Origin of the sequence: Staphylococcus sp. 8AQ (assembly GCF_902506595.1) — a bacterium.
GTDB lineage: Bacteria > Bacillota > Bacilli > Staphylococcales > Staphylococcaceae > Staphylococcus > Staphylococcus pasteuri.
Genome location: NZ_LR733871.1, coordinates 1,982,512 through 1,999,389 on the forward strand (window position 1 = coordinate 1,982,512; position 16,878 = coordinate 1,999,389).

A 16,878-nucleotide genomic window follows, 5' to 3' on the forward strand; every position below is an offset into this window, starting at 1 on the left:
CTTTGTGGAACTCTCTTTTTTAGATATTTTCACTATAGATTACCAACCTTGGCCCTCTATTTCATATTGATTTAATTCTCCATTATTTAATGCTTTTATCGCATTTTCAATTGTAGTTAAAGCATAATCTAACTGTTCATATGTGATAACCAATGGAGGTTGGAACCTTAATACGTTACCTGCAACTGCGATAATAACTATGCCTTTATCAAAGCAATAGTTACAAATCTTTAATGCAGCTTCTGGATCACGTGTCTTTTCTATAGAATTAGATACGACATCAATACCTATTGATAATCCTATACCTCTTACATCTCCGATACAGTCGTAATCTTTTACCCATCGATCCATTGTTTGACGCACATATTTACCCTTTTCAGTGCTTGCTTCAAGTAAATGTTCTTCCTCTATCATTTCAAGGGTCGCCAATGCCGCTTCGCAACTAACAGGATTAGCACCCGTAGTAAATAAATGAGCCGGAGCTTCTAGTGTCTCCATAATTTCCTTACGGCCAACAATAGCTGACATAGGTAATCCACCAGCTAATGATTTGCCAAATGTAATTAAATCAGGTGTAAAATCAAAGTGTTCAACTGAACTCCATGTACCTGTGCGACCTAATCCCTGTTGAATATCATCTACAGCAATGAGTATGCCATGTTCTCTACAAATACTTTCTAAAGCTTTGAAATAACCTGGCACTGGCTCTAATAAACCTCCATCGCCTTGAATCGTTTCTAAAACAATACAAGCGACTTCTTCAGCTGGGACATACTTATCAAACATTTCTCGAAGTGGTGCTAAATATTCATCTACAGTATTTGAAGCGGGTTGTTCAAATAAACCTCTATAATTATCAGGAAATGGAATATGGTAAAAACCATTCAATAACGGTCCATAACTTTTTCTCATATTCAAACTAATCGCTGACATGGATAAAGCCCCAAACGTCGAGCCATGATAGGCATTAGTAAAACTAATAATATATGGTCGACCAGTATATGCTCGGGCAAATTTGATAATGCCATCATTAGCATCTGATCCTGTTAAACCGAATGTCACTCTTTTTTCGTAGTCACCTGGTGTAATATCACATAATTTTTTAGACAAACGAATCAATGGTTCATGATACATATAAGCAGGTGTGTAATGTACGAATTTGTCGACTTGTTTTTTAATTGCATCTGTTACTTTTTTTGGTGCATGCCCTACATTTTGTGAACTTGCACTAGCTAATAAATCAATGTATTCTTTGCCATCAACATCAACTAATGTTGCACCATAGCCATGATCAATGGCTAAAGGATAATATTTGATTCTTCCAGATTTAGCAAAATATTGCTCATCTTCTTTTATTAAGTCGTGCGCTTTACTCATAATCAAATCATCCTTCCATGATTGAACTTCACTTCATTACTGTTAATTAATTAGATAAAATAATATTCATTATTCCTCAGTTATAAAATGATTTCGATTTGATGATAGTACTCAATATACTAATATTTTTCAGATTTGTAAATATTTTCCGAAAATTCTAACTAAAAATAATCATAACTGCTATTTATACTGAAATATTTGTGTATAAATAGTAGTAAATAGGGAAATCATTACTATCAAATAACTGTTAGGATGTGTTATTTATTTTAAAAATTTTATACCATTTTTTAAGTGCTATAATCATTTCCTTTATCTTATTAATAAGTAATGTCGTTATAGACTTATTTTTACAACATACGCACTTAACTCAATTGTTACTTAATATAGATTTTTTAACTAATCCTCAAAATGTACCAACTTGGATGGAGATAATTATTCACCTATTTATTGGTATTAGCATTTATATTGTTTTTGTGATTTTGTATTATATTTCTAAACATTTTTATCATTTAGCTTATCTACCATTAATGATTATATTTGTAATTATGTACCCTTTACTTATTAGTATTGCTCAAAGATCATTTTTCACATTTAGTTGGTTAGAATACATGTGGTGGATGATTGCACATATTATTTTCACTTTATTAATGTATATCAGTATCAGTTTCATTAGTAGGAACAATAAATATAGATAAAGCAAAAAGGTCGACGCAAATTCATGCACCGACCTTTTTTAGCTTATTTAACTTTTTCTATTCTTCGTCACCATTTTCATCATATTTAGTGACATTACCATCTTCGTCAACAATATATGATCCTGCTAGGTCACCGTCTTTATCAGTGAATGAGAAGCCCCACTCTCCATCACTATTCTTTTCTGGTTCTTTATATGTGTATGTGTCAGTATCTAATTTGTGACCTTCATAATCTTCAACTTTATCTATCACGTTATCACGCGTTACAGTTGTGTCTTCAGAATCTGAAGAACTATCACTATCATCAGAATCGTCTGATTCACTAAAATCTTGATTTTCATCAATAGGTTCTCCAAAACCTTTAACTTCTTCAGATGACATGTATTTTAACATTTTATCAATTTCGGATTGACTCGCATCATATAATTTAACTGTTTTCGCTTCATCTATAATTCTTTGTGTTTCTCTATCGGAATAACTAGGTGTAACCCATTCTTTTCCTTGGAAATGTGATGGAACATTATAAAGTGTGATTGTGCCATCATTGTTATTTTTATATACAACCTGACCTGCTGCATTAACACTCGGTAATAATACTTGAGTACCTTCTGGTAAACGAGCAGAATTTTTAGGCATGTATGGATTAACGAGCCCATTTGACGCATCTCCATGTTGGATTTCTAAATCTTCAAATTGGCTTTCTTTAGAACCTCTATAACTATCTAGCGCAGTTAACCAAACTTTAGCATAATATTCTTCAGAGTTTGTATCTTCTTGTTGTGATTTTGAATGATTTGAAGATGAATTATTTGAACTACTACTAGATTGTGAAGATTGATTGTTATTCGATTTATTATCACTGTTACTATTACTCTCACTAGTTGAGTCATCAGATACTTTAGAACTTCCTTTGTCATTGTCATTATTTCCAAAACTGCACCCTGCTAAAAGTAAAGATGCTGTTAATAAAGCCCCTGCTACCTTTTTCATTAAACAATCCCCTTTGTTATTTTTGTATATACATTACATTATAATTTTATTATAAACTACATTATTTCAAAAACATATATCCATTTACACAATAGTTGTAATTTACATAACTTTAACAATAGTATTGTTTTCAATATCAATTTAAATCGTTATAGTCCCATCTGTATGAATTATTAAGTTCTTTAACATAACTTAAAGTTTAAGTGTCGATTACTTTAAATTAGCCTATTTATAAAAAATGGGTGGTACACTATTGATGTAAGAAATATTAAATCATTCACTAATTGGAAATGGGGTTTTCATTATGAAGAAACGCTCTATACTAGTAACAACTGTTTTAGCAACTGCTGTTCTCTTTTCAACATCATTTGCTAGTGAAGCTAAAGCTGAGGAAGTCACAACAAACAATGCCGTCCAAGTGGCAAAACAGGCTATGACAAATAGTGGTGGTAATCCCGACTTGCAAAACTTTAATCAAGTTAAAGATAAAGGACAATATTTCATCATTGGTATAAACAATAAATCTGGTGTTGGCGTTGGAACATATAAAGTATATAAAAATGGTGAAGTTGAATATAAAAGTGGTAACTTTGGAGAATATAGTACTTTAAATTCAAAAGATAATTATACTGCACAAGGTATTAGTTCAAAATCCTATAACGAAAAAGAAGATGCTAAACAAGAAAATACATCTGTAGACAGTACAAAAGAGTTAAATGCTTACTATGTTGGTCATGTAAAATCAGATGAACTACCTGAATCTGGCCAAAAAGATATACTACCTAATGAAGCATTAGCTGGTCTGTCACTTGTTGCAGGTACAATACTTATCAGCCAAAGACAATTAAGAAAAACCTCATAAATTCAATATATATATGTAGAGAGTTATCGTTTTTAAAATGATAGCTCTCTATTTTTTATATAATTTCTCATTTAAATAGTGACGAATTTTTGAAAAATGCCTACTATTTTAGAACAACCTGAATAAAAAAACTATGTCGTGGTATATATTATCTGTAGACAAATTCAATATATAAACGCTTATATATATAAATACATTAGGAGGTAATGTAATAATGAAATATGTAATTGTAGGTACATCCCATGCAGGTTACGAAGTTATTCAAACTATTTTAAAAGAAGATAAAAATGCAGAAATAGAAGTATTCGAAAGTGGTGACAAACCTTCATTCCTTTCTTGTGGTATTCAAAGCTATTTAGAAGATGTATCACCTTCTTTAGATTCTTTACACTATGCAAACGAACAATCATACAAAGACCAAGGTGTTAATATTCATGTTAATAGTACTGTAACGGATTTAGATACAGATAATAAAACAGTTACAGTTGAAAAAGATAGCAATAGTTCAGAAGTATCTTATGATAAATTATTCTTAAGTCCCGGTGGTAAAGCCGTTGCACCACCTTTTGATGGTATAGATAAATATAACAACGTACTATTTATGCGTGGTCGCGAATGGGCAGATCAAATTAAAAAACGCATGCCTAATGCTAAAAAAGCTGTTGTAGTTGGTGGCGGCTATATCGGTATTGAAGCAGCAGAGGCATTTGCTAAAGCAGGTATTGAAACAAAAGTTATCGATGTTGCTGAACGTATTTTAAATACCTATTTAGATTCTGAGTTCACTGATATTTTAGAACAAAATAGTAAAGAACATAACTTAGAATTTATTGGCGGCGAATCAGTAAAAGCTTTAGAAGGCGACAATGAAGGTAATGTAAATAAAGTAGTAACTGATAAAAATGAATATGAAGCGGATACAGTATTAATAGCTGTAGGTGTTGCACCTGCTACTGAATGGTTAGACGGCAAAATTAAACTAGGTAATAAAGGTATTATCGAAATTAATCATAAACAAGAAACTTCAGCTAAAGATGTTTATGCTGGTGGCGACGCTACGTTAGTTCCATTCGCACCTATTGAAGAAGACCGTTATATTGCATTAGCTACTAATTCAAGACGTCAAGGTGTGACTGCTGCTAAAAATATGTTAGGTCATGACGTAGAAATGCCACGTGTCTCTGGTACTTCAGGATTACAATTATTTGATTATAAATTTGGTCAAACTGGTGTTCACGGAACTGAAAAAGATAGCTATGATGGTAATTTAGGTGAAAAATATGTCAAAGAACTTATTAGACCTAAATTCATGCAAGATGAAACAGACATTCATATGAAAGTGATATTTGATGAAGATAGTCATAGAATTCTAGGTGCTCAATTAATGTCTAAAGAAGACGTTACAGAAGCAATTAATACTATTTCTATTGCAATCTCTGCTGGTTATACTTTAGAACAATTAGCAGTACAAGACTTCTTCTTCCAACCAGATTATGACCGTCCTTGGAACTATTTAAACGTATTAGCTCAACAAGCATTAAATGATACGTTCGGTAGCGATCAAATGTTATTCTAATTCAATATTATTGATTGTAAAATACCTCTTGTGGTTAATTGGCCACAAGAGGTGTTTTTAATTTCTACTTATTTTGTTTATCCTTTTGATAATCTTTATCTTGGTTTTCACCTTTTTTAGGATTAAAGTTAGCGCCTTCAGTATAGTCATTACCTGCATTCCATAATAAGAATTCATTCACACCATTGTCTTTTAAAGCTTGGACTTGATCAGATAATGCTTGAGCATCATATTCTTTATAATTTCCCTCTCCTAAATAAGAAGCAGTAAAGTCTTGAATCCAAGGTCTTGAAATTGGCTTTTTCTTACCTAATTCATCTAAAATACTATTTTCCTTTTGAATATATCTATTTACTGTTTTATATGGTTCTGTATCTGGCGCTTCTAATCCGAAATCACCCGGACTCCAATGAGACGGATAAATCATTGAAGAAATAGTGTCAACATTTTTAGAGATTTTAGGGAAACTTTGTCCAATTCCTGGCGCATTTTTTACTAGTGCAGAATAACCAAAAACATCTGCAGATATTTTAACTTTATACGGTTTTAATTCTTTATGTGCATATTCTAAGTAATTTGTGACCGTATCTACACGTTGGTCACCTTTACTTAATTTACTGTTTTTATAATCGCCTTTATCATAATCTAATTGATCTGCTTCATTTTCAAAACCTTCAGGGAATCTAACATAATCATATTGAATATCTTGGAATCCGGCTTTTGCGGCTGCTTTTGAAATGTTTACATTATATTTCCAAACATCTTTGACAAATGGGTTAACAAAACTTTCTCCTTTGCCATTTTGCCAAACTGAGCCGTCCTTTTCTTTAAATGACCACTCTGGGTGTTCTTTAGCTAATTTAGTATCTTTAAATGTGACTATACGAGCAATGGGATAAATATCATTATCTTTCAATTTTTTCAATAATGGTTTTGCTTCTGCAATATCCATCGTATTTTTATCTATCAATTTATTACCTGTATTAAATTTCATAGTGACATTACCTTCGTCATCTTTAACATCGATAACCATTGCATTTAATTTTGCATCTTTTACATATTTAATCAATTGATCTATTTTCTCACCTTGTGTTGAATTACTCGTAACATAAATACCTTTAACACCATCTTTAGGGTAAGCTACTTTATTCTTTTGGTTTGCTGTTTGTTCTGCTTTATTAGTGTCTTTATGATCATTGTTGCCATTATTGCTACCATTACTACAACCTGCGATAATTATTGAACTTGCTGCTAATGTCACCCATAATTTTTTATGATTCATCCCTAAACCCCTTATGTGTATTAAAAAAGATTTCTTAACTTTTTTATGTTTTCAAACAATATATTAAATTAAAGAAAACTTTTCTTAATTATATATTAGCACATTGCATCATTTAATTTGTATTTTACATACATAAATTATCGGAAATAATTGTTGGTTATTTAATAATCCATAATTTCTCTGGATATTGACGTTTAATCGCTTTTATTTTTTCGTGATTTTCTTTAGGAAAGTCCCATATGTACTTTAGAAATTCTATACTCATTGTTTTAGGATTCGCACCGACATTTTTATTGGTTACAACATGTTTAATATATCTTTTAACTACTCTCAACATACACTTTAATCTTGTTTCTTGTAACCAAATTATTGTATCAGCCTTACACACTCTCATTTCTAAAGTATCTGTATAGTTTCCATCAATAATCCATTTATTTAACATTATTATTTTCTGAATTTCACTAATAAATTGTTGTTGGCTTATAGTTGAAATTGAATTTTTCCAAAATATGTCATCTAAATGATAAAGTGGTAAATTCATTTGATGGCTAAGTAGATTGCTTAAAGTTGATTTACCAGTTCCTGGACTACCAATGATTAGTATTCTTCTACACATCATCCCCACCACCTTTACGAACATTATTATAAGTCGATTTTTTGACTTTATACTATTATAGTGTAATTTTCTTGAAATTTATAAGTTGAATCGCTTGAGAATCAGATTAATTTTTATCATACTGTAGATGAAAGTTAAGTTAAGGAGTGGAAAGTATGAATAAAGAACAATTAGAAAAAATGAAGAACGGTAAAGGCTTTATTGCAGCATTAGACCAAAGTGGTGGTAGTACACCTAAAGCTTTAAAAGAATATGGTATTAATGAAGATGAATATAGCAATGATGATGAAATGTTCAAACTTGTTCATGATATGCGTACACGCGTTGTAACTTCACCATCATTCTCAGCTGATAAAATTTTAGGTGCGATTCTTTTCGAACAAACTATGGATCGTGAAGTTGAAGGTAAATATACTGGAGACTATTTAGCTGATAAAGGTGTCGTTCCTTTCTTAAAAGTAGATAAAGGTTTAGCTGAAGAACAAAACGGTGTTCAATTAATGAAACCAATTGACGATTTAGACGACACTTTAGATCGTGCTAATGAACGTCATATTTTCGGTACTAAAATGCGTTCAAACATTTTAGAATTAAATGAACAAGGTATCAAAGATGTTGTTGAACAACAATTTGAATTCGCTAAAAAAATTATCGCTAAAGGTTTAGTTCCAATTATTGAACCTGAAGTAAATATCAACGCTAAAGATAAAGCAGAAATTGAAAATGTCTTAAAAGATGAACTTAAAAAAGGTTTAGACAATTTAGACAGCGATCAATTAGTTATGCTTAAATTAACTATCCCAACTCAACCTAACTTATATAAAGAATTAGCTCAACATCCAAATGTTGTACGTGTTGTAGTATTATCAGGCGGTTACAGCAGAGATGAAGCTAATAAATTATTAAAAGACAACGAAGATCTTATCGCAAGCTTCTCTCGTGCATTAGCTAGTGACTTAAGAGCTAGTCAATCACAAGAAGAATTCGATAAAGCATTAGGTGACGCAGTAGATTCAATCTATGATGCTTCAGTTAATAAAAACTAATATATTAATATAGAAAAGACACGTGATTAAATCACGTGTCTTTTTTTATTCTTATCTATTATTTAGTTAGTTGTTCTAATTTTTCTTTAGTTTCTTTAATAATCGCATCAAATTTTTCTTTTTTCTCGTTATCATTCATTGCTTGTTGTGATGCTTCCATAAATAATTTAAACACTTCATGTAGTTGTTCACGTGCTGCTTTCATTCCTTCAAAATCAGCATTTTTAAATTGTTCCATTCGTTTCTTAAAGTCTTCATTTTCAGGATTTTCTTCTAAAAATTGAGTACCTTCATCAGTAATAGAATATACTTTTTTATTTCCTTCTTTATGAATAGATACAAAATCTCTATCTTCTAACATTTGTAATATTGGATATACTGAACCTGGGCTAGGTGCATAGAATCCATTGAATCTTCCTTCTAAATCTTTAATAATTTGATACCCGTGTCTTGGTTCTTCTTGTAACATTTGTAAAATGACATATTGAAGATTTCCTTTTTTAAAAAATCTATCTTTGCCATTCATTTGTCTAAAGCCACCAAACTGTCCTGGTCCTCTACCAGGTCCTCCATTCATACCAAATCCTTCAAATCTTCTCATATGACCGTTCATTCTATTTTCATTTCTATTAAACATATTAATCACCTTTCTCTATTTCGATATATCAGTATCATAAACGATATATCGAAATAAGTCAACGATATATCGTTATTTTTTAGTATAAATTAAAACCTGAAACATCTATTTGACGTTTCAGGTTCAATTGTCACTTTATTTTTTATTATTTTTTTCTACCCATTTGATAAAATTAGTATCGCTATTTCCTGAAGTTTCTGCCATTGTATGGCCTTGATCCCATACAGTTTTGAAATCAACATTTTTATTTCCAACATACTGTTTTAAAGCTAATGACAGATTTGTTTCAGTATTTAATGCTGTATCGCCTTGTTGAATTCCCGTTCTGATTCTCCAATGTTTCGCAACATTTGATTTTCCATATCCTTTATAATAATTAGATAAATAGTACATCGGATTATACATATTCATACGTGTTTCTACAGATTGGTTAAGTTTATCTTTTTGTTTTAAGTCATCATTATAATTATCTACATATTTATTTTTCCAGCCACTCATTTTTGAATATTTACTTTGATTTTGTTTTAACAATTTAGCCGTTGTTTTATCAAAATGTAGTTTTGTATGATTACCATTTGTGCCAAATACATTATTTTCTGCTTGACTACGTTTTAAATCATCAAATGCTGGTACTGATTTAGATGGTGTTTTATAATATTTGGCAAAGTCTTTAAGACTAGTGATATGCGCTTTCTTAGTTTTCTTATTATAAGTGATCCATTTATCTTTTTTATTCAGATCTTTAAGATAAGCATCCATAGTTTTATATGTTTTGTTATTTGATTGAGAGCCCATTTTTGGCATAGCACCTTTACCTTTTGGCTTTTGACCATTAGATGGTGCCTTACTTTGACCCATTCCAGCTTGTTGATTATCTGTTTTCTTATAAGGAAACTTAGTATTATTTAAAAAGTCAGTAGCTGATTCTTCAACTTCTTTTTTTAGATATTTTGCATATGAACCTTCAGTATAATAACCTTGTTTAGATTTATTAAGTGATAATTTTTGTCCATTAGTAGTTAAATTTAATTTGTTGATATATGATCCATATGATTGAGCTAAATCATTAGATAATTCTTTTTGGAATGTTTTGTTTTTTCTACTATTGCTGTTTGTATATTGCCCCATTTGCCATTCATATGCTGCATCTGCTTCATCTAAATTTGTAATAGGACACCAAGACATTTCACCGTCAATTTTATCGCTGATATATTTCCCTTTTTTATCAGTCATTGCTGCGCCAATTTTTTTCAAATATTTATAATATGTTTTACTATCTCCAGATGCTCCTGCAATAGCACTTTGTGCGCCACCACCACTGTGACCAAATGTGTAGACTTTTTCACTATTACCAGGTAATTCATTAGAATTAAATCTATAATAACGAATAGCCGCTTTCAAATCAGTAACTCCCCATGGAGCTCCATACTCATATGATTTATTAGATGAACTACTGGAACTATTTCCGATATTCATACTACGTCCTCTTAATCCAGCCTCTACATATATAAATCCGGCTTTCATATATTTTGAAATATTACTATATTTATATGAAGTTGGTGCACTTTGTTCAGCATAACCCGGTGTATTAACCGGATACACTAATGGTGCATTTTTAGCTGAATAACCATTTACTTTGTTTTCATTATTTACAGTAACAGTATATGTACCATCTTTATTTTTCTTACCTTTAAAATAGGCAGCAGGAACATATATACCTAATTTTTCAACATTTTTAGCTTGAGGATGACTTACATAGCTTATATTTAATTGATAATACACTTTATTTTTACTATCATATTTCCATTTTTTATTATCAATCTTTAGTTTAGATGATGCTTGTTTATAGTCTTTAACCTTTGTCTTTGAAACATTCACACCTTTTGTATGAGTTTTACTTTGATTATTATCGTGATGACCTGACTCACATCCAGTTAGCAATAAACTAGCTGTTAACATTAGGGCTAGGGCTTTTTTCATATAAGTTTCCTCCTTTAATTAATATAATTTTAATCATAGCGAGGAAACTAAGCACTATCAATTCGATTTTAGAGGTGTTTGTATTCTGAATTAGAAACGTATATTAAGTCGTTGGTCTCTTGACTTACCTTCTTTAATTTTTTGAATATTGACGGGCAATAGACATAAAGTTCTCTAATTCTTTTGAATCTGGGCAGTCATGATGTAACTTACAATTAATATAAGAATCAATTTCCGGCTTCAATGGAATTAACTTGTAAGATTCATTTAAATAAAAACGGGCTTGATGCTCCATTATCAATGCAATACCTTCATTAATATTAACCATTTCTAATAAATTCTCCATTCGAGGAGCAGTAAATGAAATAATTGGATAAAATTGTTCTTTCTCACAACATTTGAGGAAGGCTTGGTGTTCTACTGTAAAATCAGGTGGCAAATAAAGTTGTTCATCTTTTAACATTTCTAATGATATTTCATCTTGGTTAGCTAAAGGATGTGTATTCTTAACAATTGCACAAAGTTGTTCTTTCATATATACAAAACTATTATTACTTTTGGCCGGAGAAAGTTCTCTAATAAAACTAATATCAAGTTTTTGTTGATCAATAGCTTGTTTTAATTCTATCTCCGAGCCTTCTGTAATTTTAAATCTAACCTTAGGATATAATTTCACACATTGAGATACCAATTCCGTAATACCATATTCAATCATCAAACGAGAAGCGCCCATATTTATTGTTACTATATCATCTACATCTTTTAATGAAAGATGTTTCTTTAATTCCTCTTCATTTTGACAAATTTGTTTAGCATAATGAAGAAATAGACTACCGGATTCAGTTAATTCTATCTTCTTATTAGTTCTATCAATTAAACGATGTCCTATATCATTTTCCAAAGCAGTCATATGTTTCGATAATGTTGACTGTGCTATAAACAATTCTTGTGAAGCCTTAAGATAATTCTCATATTTTGCAAGAAGTATAAATTCTCTTAAATGATTTATATCCATGAATAACAACTCCTTCAATTAGATATCTTTCAATAAATCATAACGATATAATTGTGGTTTAATAATTATGAAAATTATATACCTCATCAAAAAAAGATGGAACTAAAATAATTACAAATTCTAATTATTGTATAGTTCCATCTTCTGTAATGTTATATATTATTTAGTTGTCTTGAGTTGTTGGAGGCGTTATGTCGATATTTCCAGGATTTCCAAACATTGGTGTCCATTTTTCGATAGTATAATCTGATACTAATCCTTGTTTCCAAAATGGATCAGCTTTTAACAATGCCATTAATTGTGCTTCATTGTCTGCTTTGAGAACTAGATAAGCTTCTTTTTGATGATCATCATTATTTTCAATAGGCCCTGAAAGTAATAAATCTCCCGATTCAACAAGTTGATATAGATATATTGCATGATCTCTCACATGTTGTTTCCAATGTTCTATATCGGTGTGCACAAATTTTACTAAATAATAGGCCATCTTGCATCTCCTTTAATTTGCCATTATATTTCTATAAATCCTCACCATTGGTTTCAATCACGTGTTTATACCAATCAAATGAAGCTTTCTTAGTACGATCAAGTGTACCGTTACCTTCATTATCTCGATCAACATGTATTAAACCATAACGTTTTTTCATTTCTCCTGTTGTAAATGAAATGATATCAATAATACCCCAAGGTGTATAACCCATTAAATCTACGCCATCTTGATCAACCGCTTCAATTGAGGCTTGAATATGTTCTTTTAAATAATTGATTCGATAATCATCATGTATTTCTCCATTTTCATCAAACTCATCTACAGCACCAAAACCATTTTCTACAATGAATAATGGAATTTGATAACGATTGTATAATACATTTAATGTAAATCTAAGTCCTACTGGATCAATTGCCCAACCCCAATCACTTGTTTGAATGTAAGGATTTTCAACTGAATTAGGTAGTCCTCCATTAACGATATTATCTTCAACACTTGTTTCACTATCAGATTTAACAACAGTAGACATATAATAGCTAAATCCAATATAATCTACAGTACCTTCACGTAAAATTTGATCATCACCTTCTACCCAACCAATATCCATATTCTCTCGTTCGAACATTTTTGTAGCATAACCTGGGTAATAACCTCTTACTTGAACATCTGGGAAGAAGAATCTTAATCTACCAGCAATTTCTGCTTCCATCATATCTTTAGGGTTGCAACTATATGGATAAATTGGAACATGAGAAATCATAGCGCCAATTTCAAAATCAGGGTTAATTTCTTTACCAATTTTAACAGCTTTAGCGCTAGCAATAAGTTCATTATGTGCAACTTGATATAGCACTTCTTCTTTATTATCATCTTCTGAAAGTAATACTCCAGAATTCGTCCATAGGAAAATCGGATTATTTAAATCCATTTGGTTATTAATTTCATTAAAAGTCATCCAATATTTAACTTTATCTTTATAACGTTTAAATACAGTTTCTGCAAAATGAGCAAAGAAATCTGCTACTTTTCTATTTTTAAAACCACCATATTCTCTAGCTAAATGAAGTGGCATTTCAAAATGAGATAATGTAATAATTGGTTGAATATCGTATTTTAGTAATTCATCAAATAAATCATCATAGAATTTCAAACCTTCTTCATTCGGTTCTACTTCATCGCCATTAGGGAATATTCTTGTCCATGCAATAGAAGTACGAAGACATTTCAGTCCCATTTCACTAAATAATTTCACATCTTCTTTATAGCGATGATAAAAATCGATACCTTCATGATTTGGATAATATTTATTAGGATCAACATCTTGTGTAATTTCACGTGCTTTACCATGTTCACCAGCTGTCATGACATCAATAACACTAAGACCTTTTCCACCTTGATCATATCCACCTTCAAATTGGTTGGCTGCTAACGCGCCACCCCATAGAAAATCTTTTGGTAATTTAGTCATGCTATATCTCTCCTTTATTTTTTAATTATTGTCATAATAGTATCTTTTTCATTAACGTTTCTTGATTCATTCTCTATGACATCATTAAATTCATTACTGTTAGTTACTATGATAGGAATGATTGTGTCATATCCTTGTTCTTCTATAAACGCTTTATTGAAACCTAAAATAGGCTGTCCTAATTTTACTTTGTCATTTTCTTTAACTAAAAGGTCAAATCCTTCTCCATCTAACTTCACTGTGTCTAATCCAACATGAATGAGTAATTCAACACCATTATTTGATGTTATGCCAATAGCATGTTTACTTGGTGCAACCATACTAATAATACCTTCTATTGGTGCTTTGATTTCTTCACTTGTAGGTTGAATAGCAACACCTTTACCCATCATGCCCTCTGCAAAAATAGGGTCATCCACTTCAGAAAGAGATACCTTAAAACCTTCTACTGGAGATTGTACACTTTCTTCCAACACTTCATTTGAATTTACTGCATCTTGATTTTGAGTAGCATTAATATCTGCGTCTTCCACTTCTTCAGTCACATCTTCACCATATCCAAATATTTGAATTAAAATAATTGGAAGTAAAATCGCAATAATTGAACCAATTACAATACCCCAAATTGAAGTAGGATTATCTCCACTGTAACCATTAACAATAGTTATTGGACCAGGTAATCCTGCGTATGCATAATATTTTGGATTAAAGAAGCTTGCAACCAATCCACCGATACCACCACTAATACAAGCTATAATAAATGGTTTTTTAAATCTTAAGTTAATACCATACATCGCTGGTTCGGTAATACCAAATATACCTGTAATACCTGCAGATAATGAAACTTTCTTAATTTCTGATTTTTTAGATTTGAAAAATACTCCCAACACAGCACCAAATTGAGCAATAACAGCAATAGTTTGAAATGCTTGGAATGCATCACTTTTATATTCTTCAAAATTAGCAAGAACCATTGGTGTAATTCCCCAATGAACACCAAATATGACAAATACTTGCCAAAATGTACCTATCAATATACCTGCTAACCATGGTGCTACATCCACCAATGTATTAAAGCCACTTGCTATGCCATGAGCGGCACCAGATGCGAGTGGTCCTATAATAATTAACGTTAACGGTACCATAATTACAATACTAAAAAATGGAACGAATAATTGACGTACCACTTCTGGAATATATTTATTCAAATATTTCTCAACATATGATAAAGCCCATACTAATAACAATGGAGGCAATACTGATGATGTATAACTTGTCTCAGATAAAGGTAATCCTAAGAAATTAAAACTTTCTCCTTTACCTATTCTTTCTAATATTCCAGCTAAATCTGGACTAACTAAAGCAGCACAACATGCTACCGCAATATAAGTATTAACATTAAAGTGCTTTGAAGCTGTTAACGCAATAAATATAGGCAAGAAAGTAAACGGTGCCCATGATATAAAGTTAAATACTTCAAAAGTACCTGTATTTTTAAAACTAGGTGCTATCAAATTAATAATAATCAATAAACCTTGTAAAATACCTGCTGCTGCCAACACATAAATGAATGGTGCAAACACTGCAGACATTGTTGCAATAATTCTATTTAGTATAGAACCTTTATTTTCTTGTTCTTCCGACTTACTATCGTCATTTTTCCCAATTAATTTTTCTATTTCCTTGTAAACAGATGCCACTGCGTTACCTATAACAACTTGGAATTGACCATTATTTTCAACTACAGTTACAACACCGTCTAATTTTGATACCTTTTGTTTTGACTCGGGTTTTGATCTTTTTAATACGAATCTTAATCTTGTAGCACAATGTGATACTTTGACTATATTTTCTTTACCACCAACTTCCCCTAAAATATCCTCAGCTAATTCTTTATATTTAGCACTCAATGTCATTACCTCCCAATGACAAACATATTTGTAAGCCTTTACATACATTATTATAATTATACCGGTATAATTTGTAAATACGCTTTTTGATATTATACCGGTGTAATTTTATTTTTGTTATAATATTAATGAATTGATAGATTGGAGAAATAATAGATGTTGAAATATGAACGTATCGCTAATGATATAGAACAGTTTATTAATGAAGGACACTATCTAGCTGGAGATAAATTACCAAGTGTAGAAGAATTAAAAATTAAATATGACGTTAGTAAAAGTACAATTATTAAAGCTCTTGCTATGCTTGAAAAAGAAGGAACTATTTTTCAAGCGCGTGGAAGTGGTATTTATGTTAGGAATAAAAGAATTGATGGCTATATCAACTTATTAAAAACAAAAGGTTTCTCTGATAATTTACATGGACATAATGTTAGTAGTATCGTCATTGATTTCGAAGAGCTTGTACCTAATGATTACATAAGAAGTCATCTTAAATTAAATAAAGATGATTCTGCATATTATGTTAAAAGGTTACGATTTTTAGATAAGCAATTGCTATGCATTGAAACTTCCTATTTCAATCAAAATGTAGTCAGTAAACTTGATAGAGATGTATCTGAAGGCTCGATTTTTGATTATATCCAAAGCAAGTTAAAAGTGAACATTGGTTTTTCTGATATTTATTTTTATGTAGATTTTTTAACTCAAGATGAATCACAATTATTAGAATTAAATGAAGGTGACCCTTGTATGAGACATGAACTAATCTTTCATACTAATAAAGGCACACCCTTTGATTATTCAAATATTGTTTATCATTATCAAAATGCGAAATTTTTTGTACCAATACAAAGTTAAAAACAATTTCATACTCCTTAAAACAAAAAACTCAACCAAAGTATTCGTTCAACTTTGGTTGAGTTATTCTATCTAT

The 16,878-nt window shown here is 30.8% G+C and carries 15 protein-coding genes; 5 read left to right on the forward strand and 10 right to left on the reverse strand.

Translation table 11 applies throughout. The features are described from left to right. Nucleotides 1-39: 39 nt before the first annotated feature. Nucleotides 40-1,377, reverse strand: coding sequence for an aspartate aminotransferase family protein (locus GVY01_RS09860; protein WP_017636630.1), 1,338 nt, complete (start codon nucleotides 1,375-1,377; stop codon nucleotides 40-42). 263 nt (nucleotides 1,378-1,640) lie between these two features. Between GVY01_RS09860 and GVY01_RS12640 the strand changes: the two genes are divergently transcribed. Further along, nucleotides 1,641-2,072: a hypothetical protein gene (locus GVY01_RS12640; RefSeq protein WP_072291833.1), complete on the forward strand. Its 432-nt coding sequence runs from the start codon at nucleotides 1,641-1,643 to the stop codon at nucleotides 2,070-2,072. A 57-nt stretch (nucleotides 2,073-2,129) separates the two neighbouring features. Here the strand turns inward: GVY01_RS12640 and GVY01_RS09865 are convergent, their stop codons facing one another. Continuing rightward, a complete protein-coding gene (locus tag GVY01_RS09865) occupies nucleotides 2,130-3,062 on the reverse strand; it encodes a hypothetical protein (protein WP_017636631.1) in 933 nt (310 codons plus the stop codon). Nucleotides 3,063-3,366: 304 nt separating this feature from the next. Here GVY01_RS09865 and GVY01_RS09870 point away from each other — a divergent pair, with 304 nt between their 5' ends. Next, on the forward strand, nucleotides 3,367-3,924 hold the full coding sequence (locus tag GVY01_RS09870) for a hypothetical protein (protein ID WP_017636632.1): 558 nt from the start codon (nucleotides 3,367-3,369) through the stop codon (nucleotides 3,922-3,924). Nucleotides 3,925-4,138: 214 nt separating this feature from the next. Then, nucleotides 4,139-5,500: an FAD-dependent oxidoreductase gene (locus tag GVY01_RS09875; RefSeq protein ID WP_017636633.1), complete on the forward strand. Its 1,362-nt coding sequence runs from the start codon at nucleotides 4,139-4,141 to the stop codon at nucleotides 5,498-5,500. Nucleotides 5,501-5,564: 64 nt separating this feature from the next. Here the strand turns inward: GVY01_RS09875 and GVY01_RS09880 are convergent, their stop codons facing one another. Continuing rightward, on the reverse strand, nucleotides 5,565-6,782 hold the full coding sequence (locus GVY01_RS09880; protein ID WP_017636634.1) for a putative glycoside hydrolase: 1,218 nt from the start codon (nucleotides 6,780-6,782) through the stop codon (nucleotides 5,565-5,567). Nucleotides 6,783-6,939: 157 nt separating this feature from the next. Next, complete coding sequence (locus GVY01_RS09885; RefSeq protein ID WP_017636635.1) at nucleotides 6,940-7,398, reverse strand: hypothetical protein; 459 nt, start codon at nucleotides 7,396-7,398, stop codon at nucleotides 6,940-6,942. A 155-nt stretch (nucleotides 7,399-7,553) separates the two neighbouring features. Here GVY01_RS09885 and GVY01_RS09890 point away from each other — a divergent pair, with 155 nt between their 5' ends. Then, a complete protein-coding gene (locus GVY01_RS09890) occupies nucleotides 7,554-8,444 on the forward strand; it encodes a fructose bisphosphate aldolase (protein ID WP_017636636.1) in 891 nt (296 codons plus the stop codon). A 58-nt stretch (nucleotides 8,445-8,502) separates the two neighbouring features. On the opposite strand, the gene GVY01_RS09895 is transcribed toward GVY01_RS09890, so the two are convergent. From GVY01_RS09895 to GVY01_RS09920, 6 genes are all read right to left on the reverse strand, one after another. Further along, nucleotides 8,503-9,081, reverse strand: coding sequence for a PadR family transcriptional regulator (locus GVY01_RS09895; RefSeq protein ID WP_017636637.1), 579 nt, complete (start codon nucleotides 9,079-9,081; stop codon nucleotides 8,503-8,505). A gap of 135 nt (nucleotides 9,082-9,216) precedes the next feature. Continuing rightward, nucleotides 9,217-11,061, reverse strand: coding sequence for a subtype A tannase (locus GVY01_RS09900; protein ID WP_159333740.1), 1,845 nt, complete (start codon nucleotides 11,059-11,061; stop codon nucleotides 9,217-9,219). Between the two features lie 133 nt (nucleotides 11,062-11,194). Then, nucleotides 11,195-12,076 carry a LysR family transcriptional regulator gene (locus tag GVY01_RS09905; RefSeq protein ID WP_017636639.1) on the reverse strand — a complete coding sequence of 294 codons (882 nt, stop codon included), beginning with the start codon at nucleotides 12,074-12,076 and terminating at the stop codon, nucleotides 11,195-11,197. 163 nt (nucleotides 12,077-12,239) lie between these two features. Next, nucleotides 12,240-12,563 (reverse strand): YciI family protein, encoded by a 324-nt coding sequence (locus tag GVY01_RS09910; protein WP_017636640.1) that lies wholly within the window; start codon nucleotides 12,561-12,563, stop codon nucleotides 12,240-12,242. Nucleotides 12,564-12,594: 31 nt separating this feature from the next. Further along, the gene (locus GVY01_RS09915; protein WP_108016814.1) at nucleotides 12,595-14,034 is read right to left on the reverse strand and encodes a 6-phospho-beta-glucosidase; all 1,440 of its coding nucleotides are present in this window, start codon (nucleotides 14,032-14,034) and stop codon (nucleotides 12,595-12,597) included. 14 nt (nucleotides 14,035-14,048) lie between these two features. Beyond that, nucleotides 14,049-15,944: a beta-glucoside-specific PTS transporter subunit IIABC gene (locus GVY01_RS09920; protein WP_017636642.1), complete on the reverse strand. Its 1,896-nt coding sequence runs from the start codon at nucleotides 15,942-15,944 to the stop codon at nucleotides 14,049-14,051. Between the two features lie 156 nt (nucleotides 15,945-16,100). On the opposite strand from GVY01_RS09920, the gene GVY01_RS09925 reads away from it, so the two are divergent. Next, nucleotides 16,101-16,802, forward strand: coding sequence for a GntR family transcriptional regulator (locus tag GVY01_RS09925; RefSeq protein ID WP_017636643.1), 702 nt, complete (start codon nucleotides 16,101-16,103; stop codon nucleotides 16,800-16,802). The last annotated feature ends 76 nt before the right edge of the window (nucleotides 16,803-16,878 follow it).

Excerpts from the sequence above, each read along its gene's own strand:
- GVY01_RS09865 (WP_017636631.1), bottom strand. The coding sequence starts at position 3,062 with ATGAAAAAGGTAGCAGGGGCTTTATTAACAGCATCTTTACTTTTAGCA.
- GVY01_RS09895 (WP_017636637.1), bottom strand. The coding sequence starts at position 9,081 with ATGTTTAATAGAAATGAAAATAGAATGAACGGTCATATGAGAAGATTT.
- GVY01_RS09870 (WP_017636632.1), top strand. The coding sequence starts at position 3,367 with ATGAAGAAACGCTCTATACTAGTAACAACTGTTTTAGCAACTGCTGTT.
- GVY01_RS09910 (WP_017636640.1), bottom strand. The coding sequence starts at position 12,563 with ATGGCCTATTATTTAGTAAAATTTGTGCACACCGATATAGAACATTGG.
- GVY01_RS09885 (WP_017636635.1), bottom strand. The coding sequence starts at position 7,398 with ATGTGTAGAAGAATACTAATCATTGGTAGTCCAGGAACTGGTAAATCA.
- GVY01_RS09915 (WP_108016814.1), bottom strand. The coding sequence starts at position 14,034 with ATGACTAAATTACCAAAAGATTTTCTATGGGGTGGCGCGTTAGCAGCC.
- GVY01_RS09880 (WP_017636634.1), bottom strand. The coding sequence starts at position 6,782 with ATGAATCATAAAAAATTATGGGTGACATTAGCAGCAAGTTCAATAATT.
- GVY01_RS09890 (WP_017636636.1), top strand. The coding sequence starts at position 7,554 with ATGAATAAAGAACAATTAGAAAAAATGAAGAACGGTAAAGGCTTTATT.
- GVY01_RS09875 (WP_017636633.1), top strand. The coding sequence starts at position 4,139 with ATGAAATATGTAATTGTAGGTACATCCCATGCAGGTTACGAAGTTATT.
- GVY01_RS09925 (WP_017636643.1), top strand. The coding sequence starts at position 16,101 with ATGTTGAAATATGAACGTATCGCTAATGATATAGAACAGTTTATTAAT.
- GVY01_RS09860 (WP_017636630.1), bottom strand. The coding sequence starts at position 1,377 with ATGAGTAAAGCGCACGACTTAATAAAAGAAGATGAGCAATATTTTGCT.
- GVY01_RS09905 (WP_017636639.1), bottom strand. The coding sequence starts at position 12,076 with ATGGATATAAATCATTTAAGAGAATTTATACTTCTTGCAAAATATGAG.
- GVY01_RS09900 (WP_159333740.1), bottom strand. The coding sequence starts at position 11,061 with ATGAAAAAAGCCCTAGCCCTAATGTTAACAGCTAGTTTATTGCTAACT.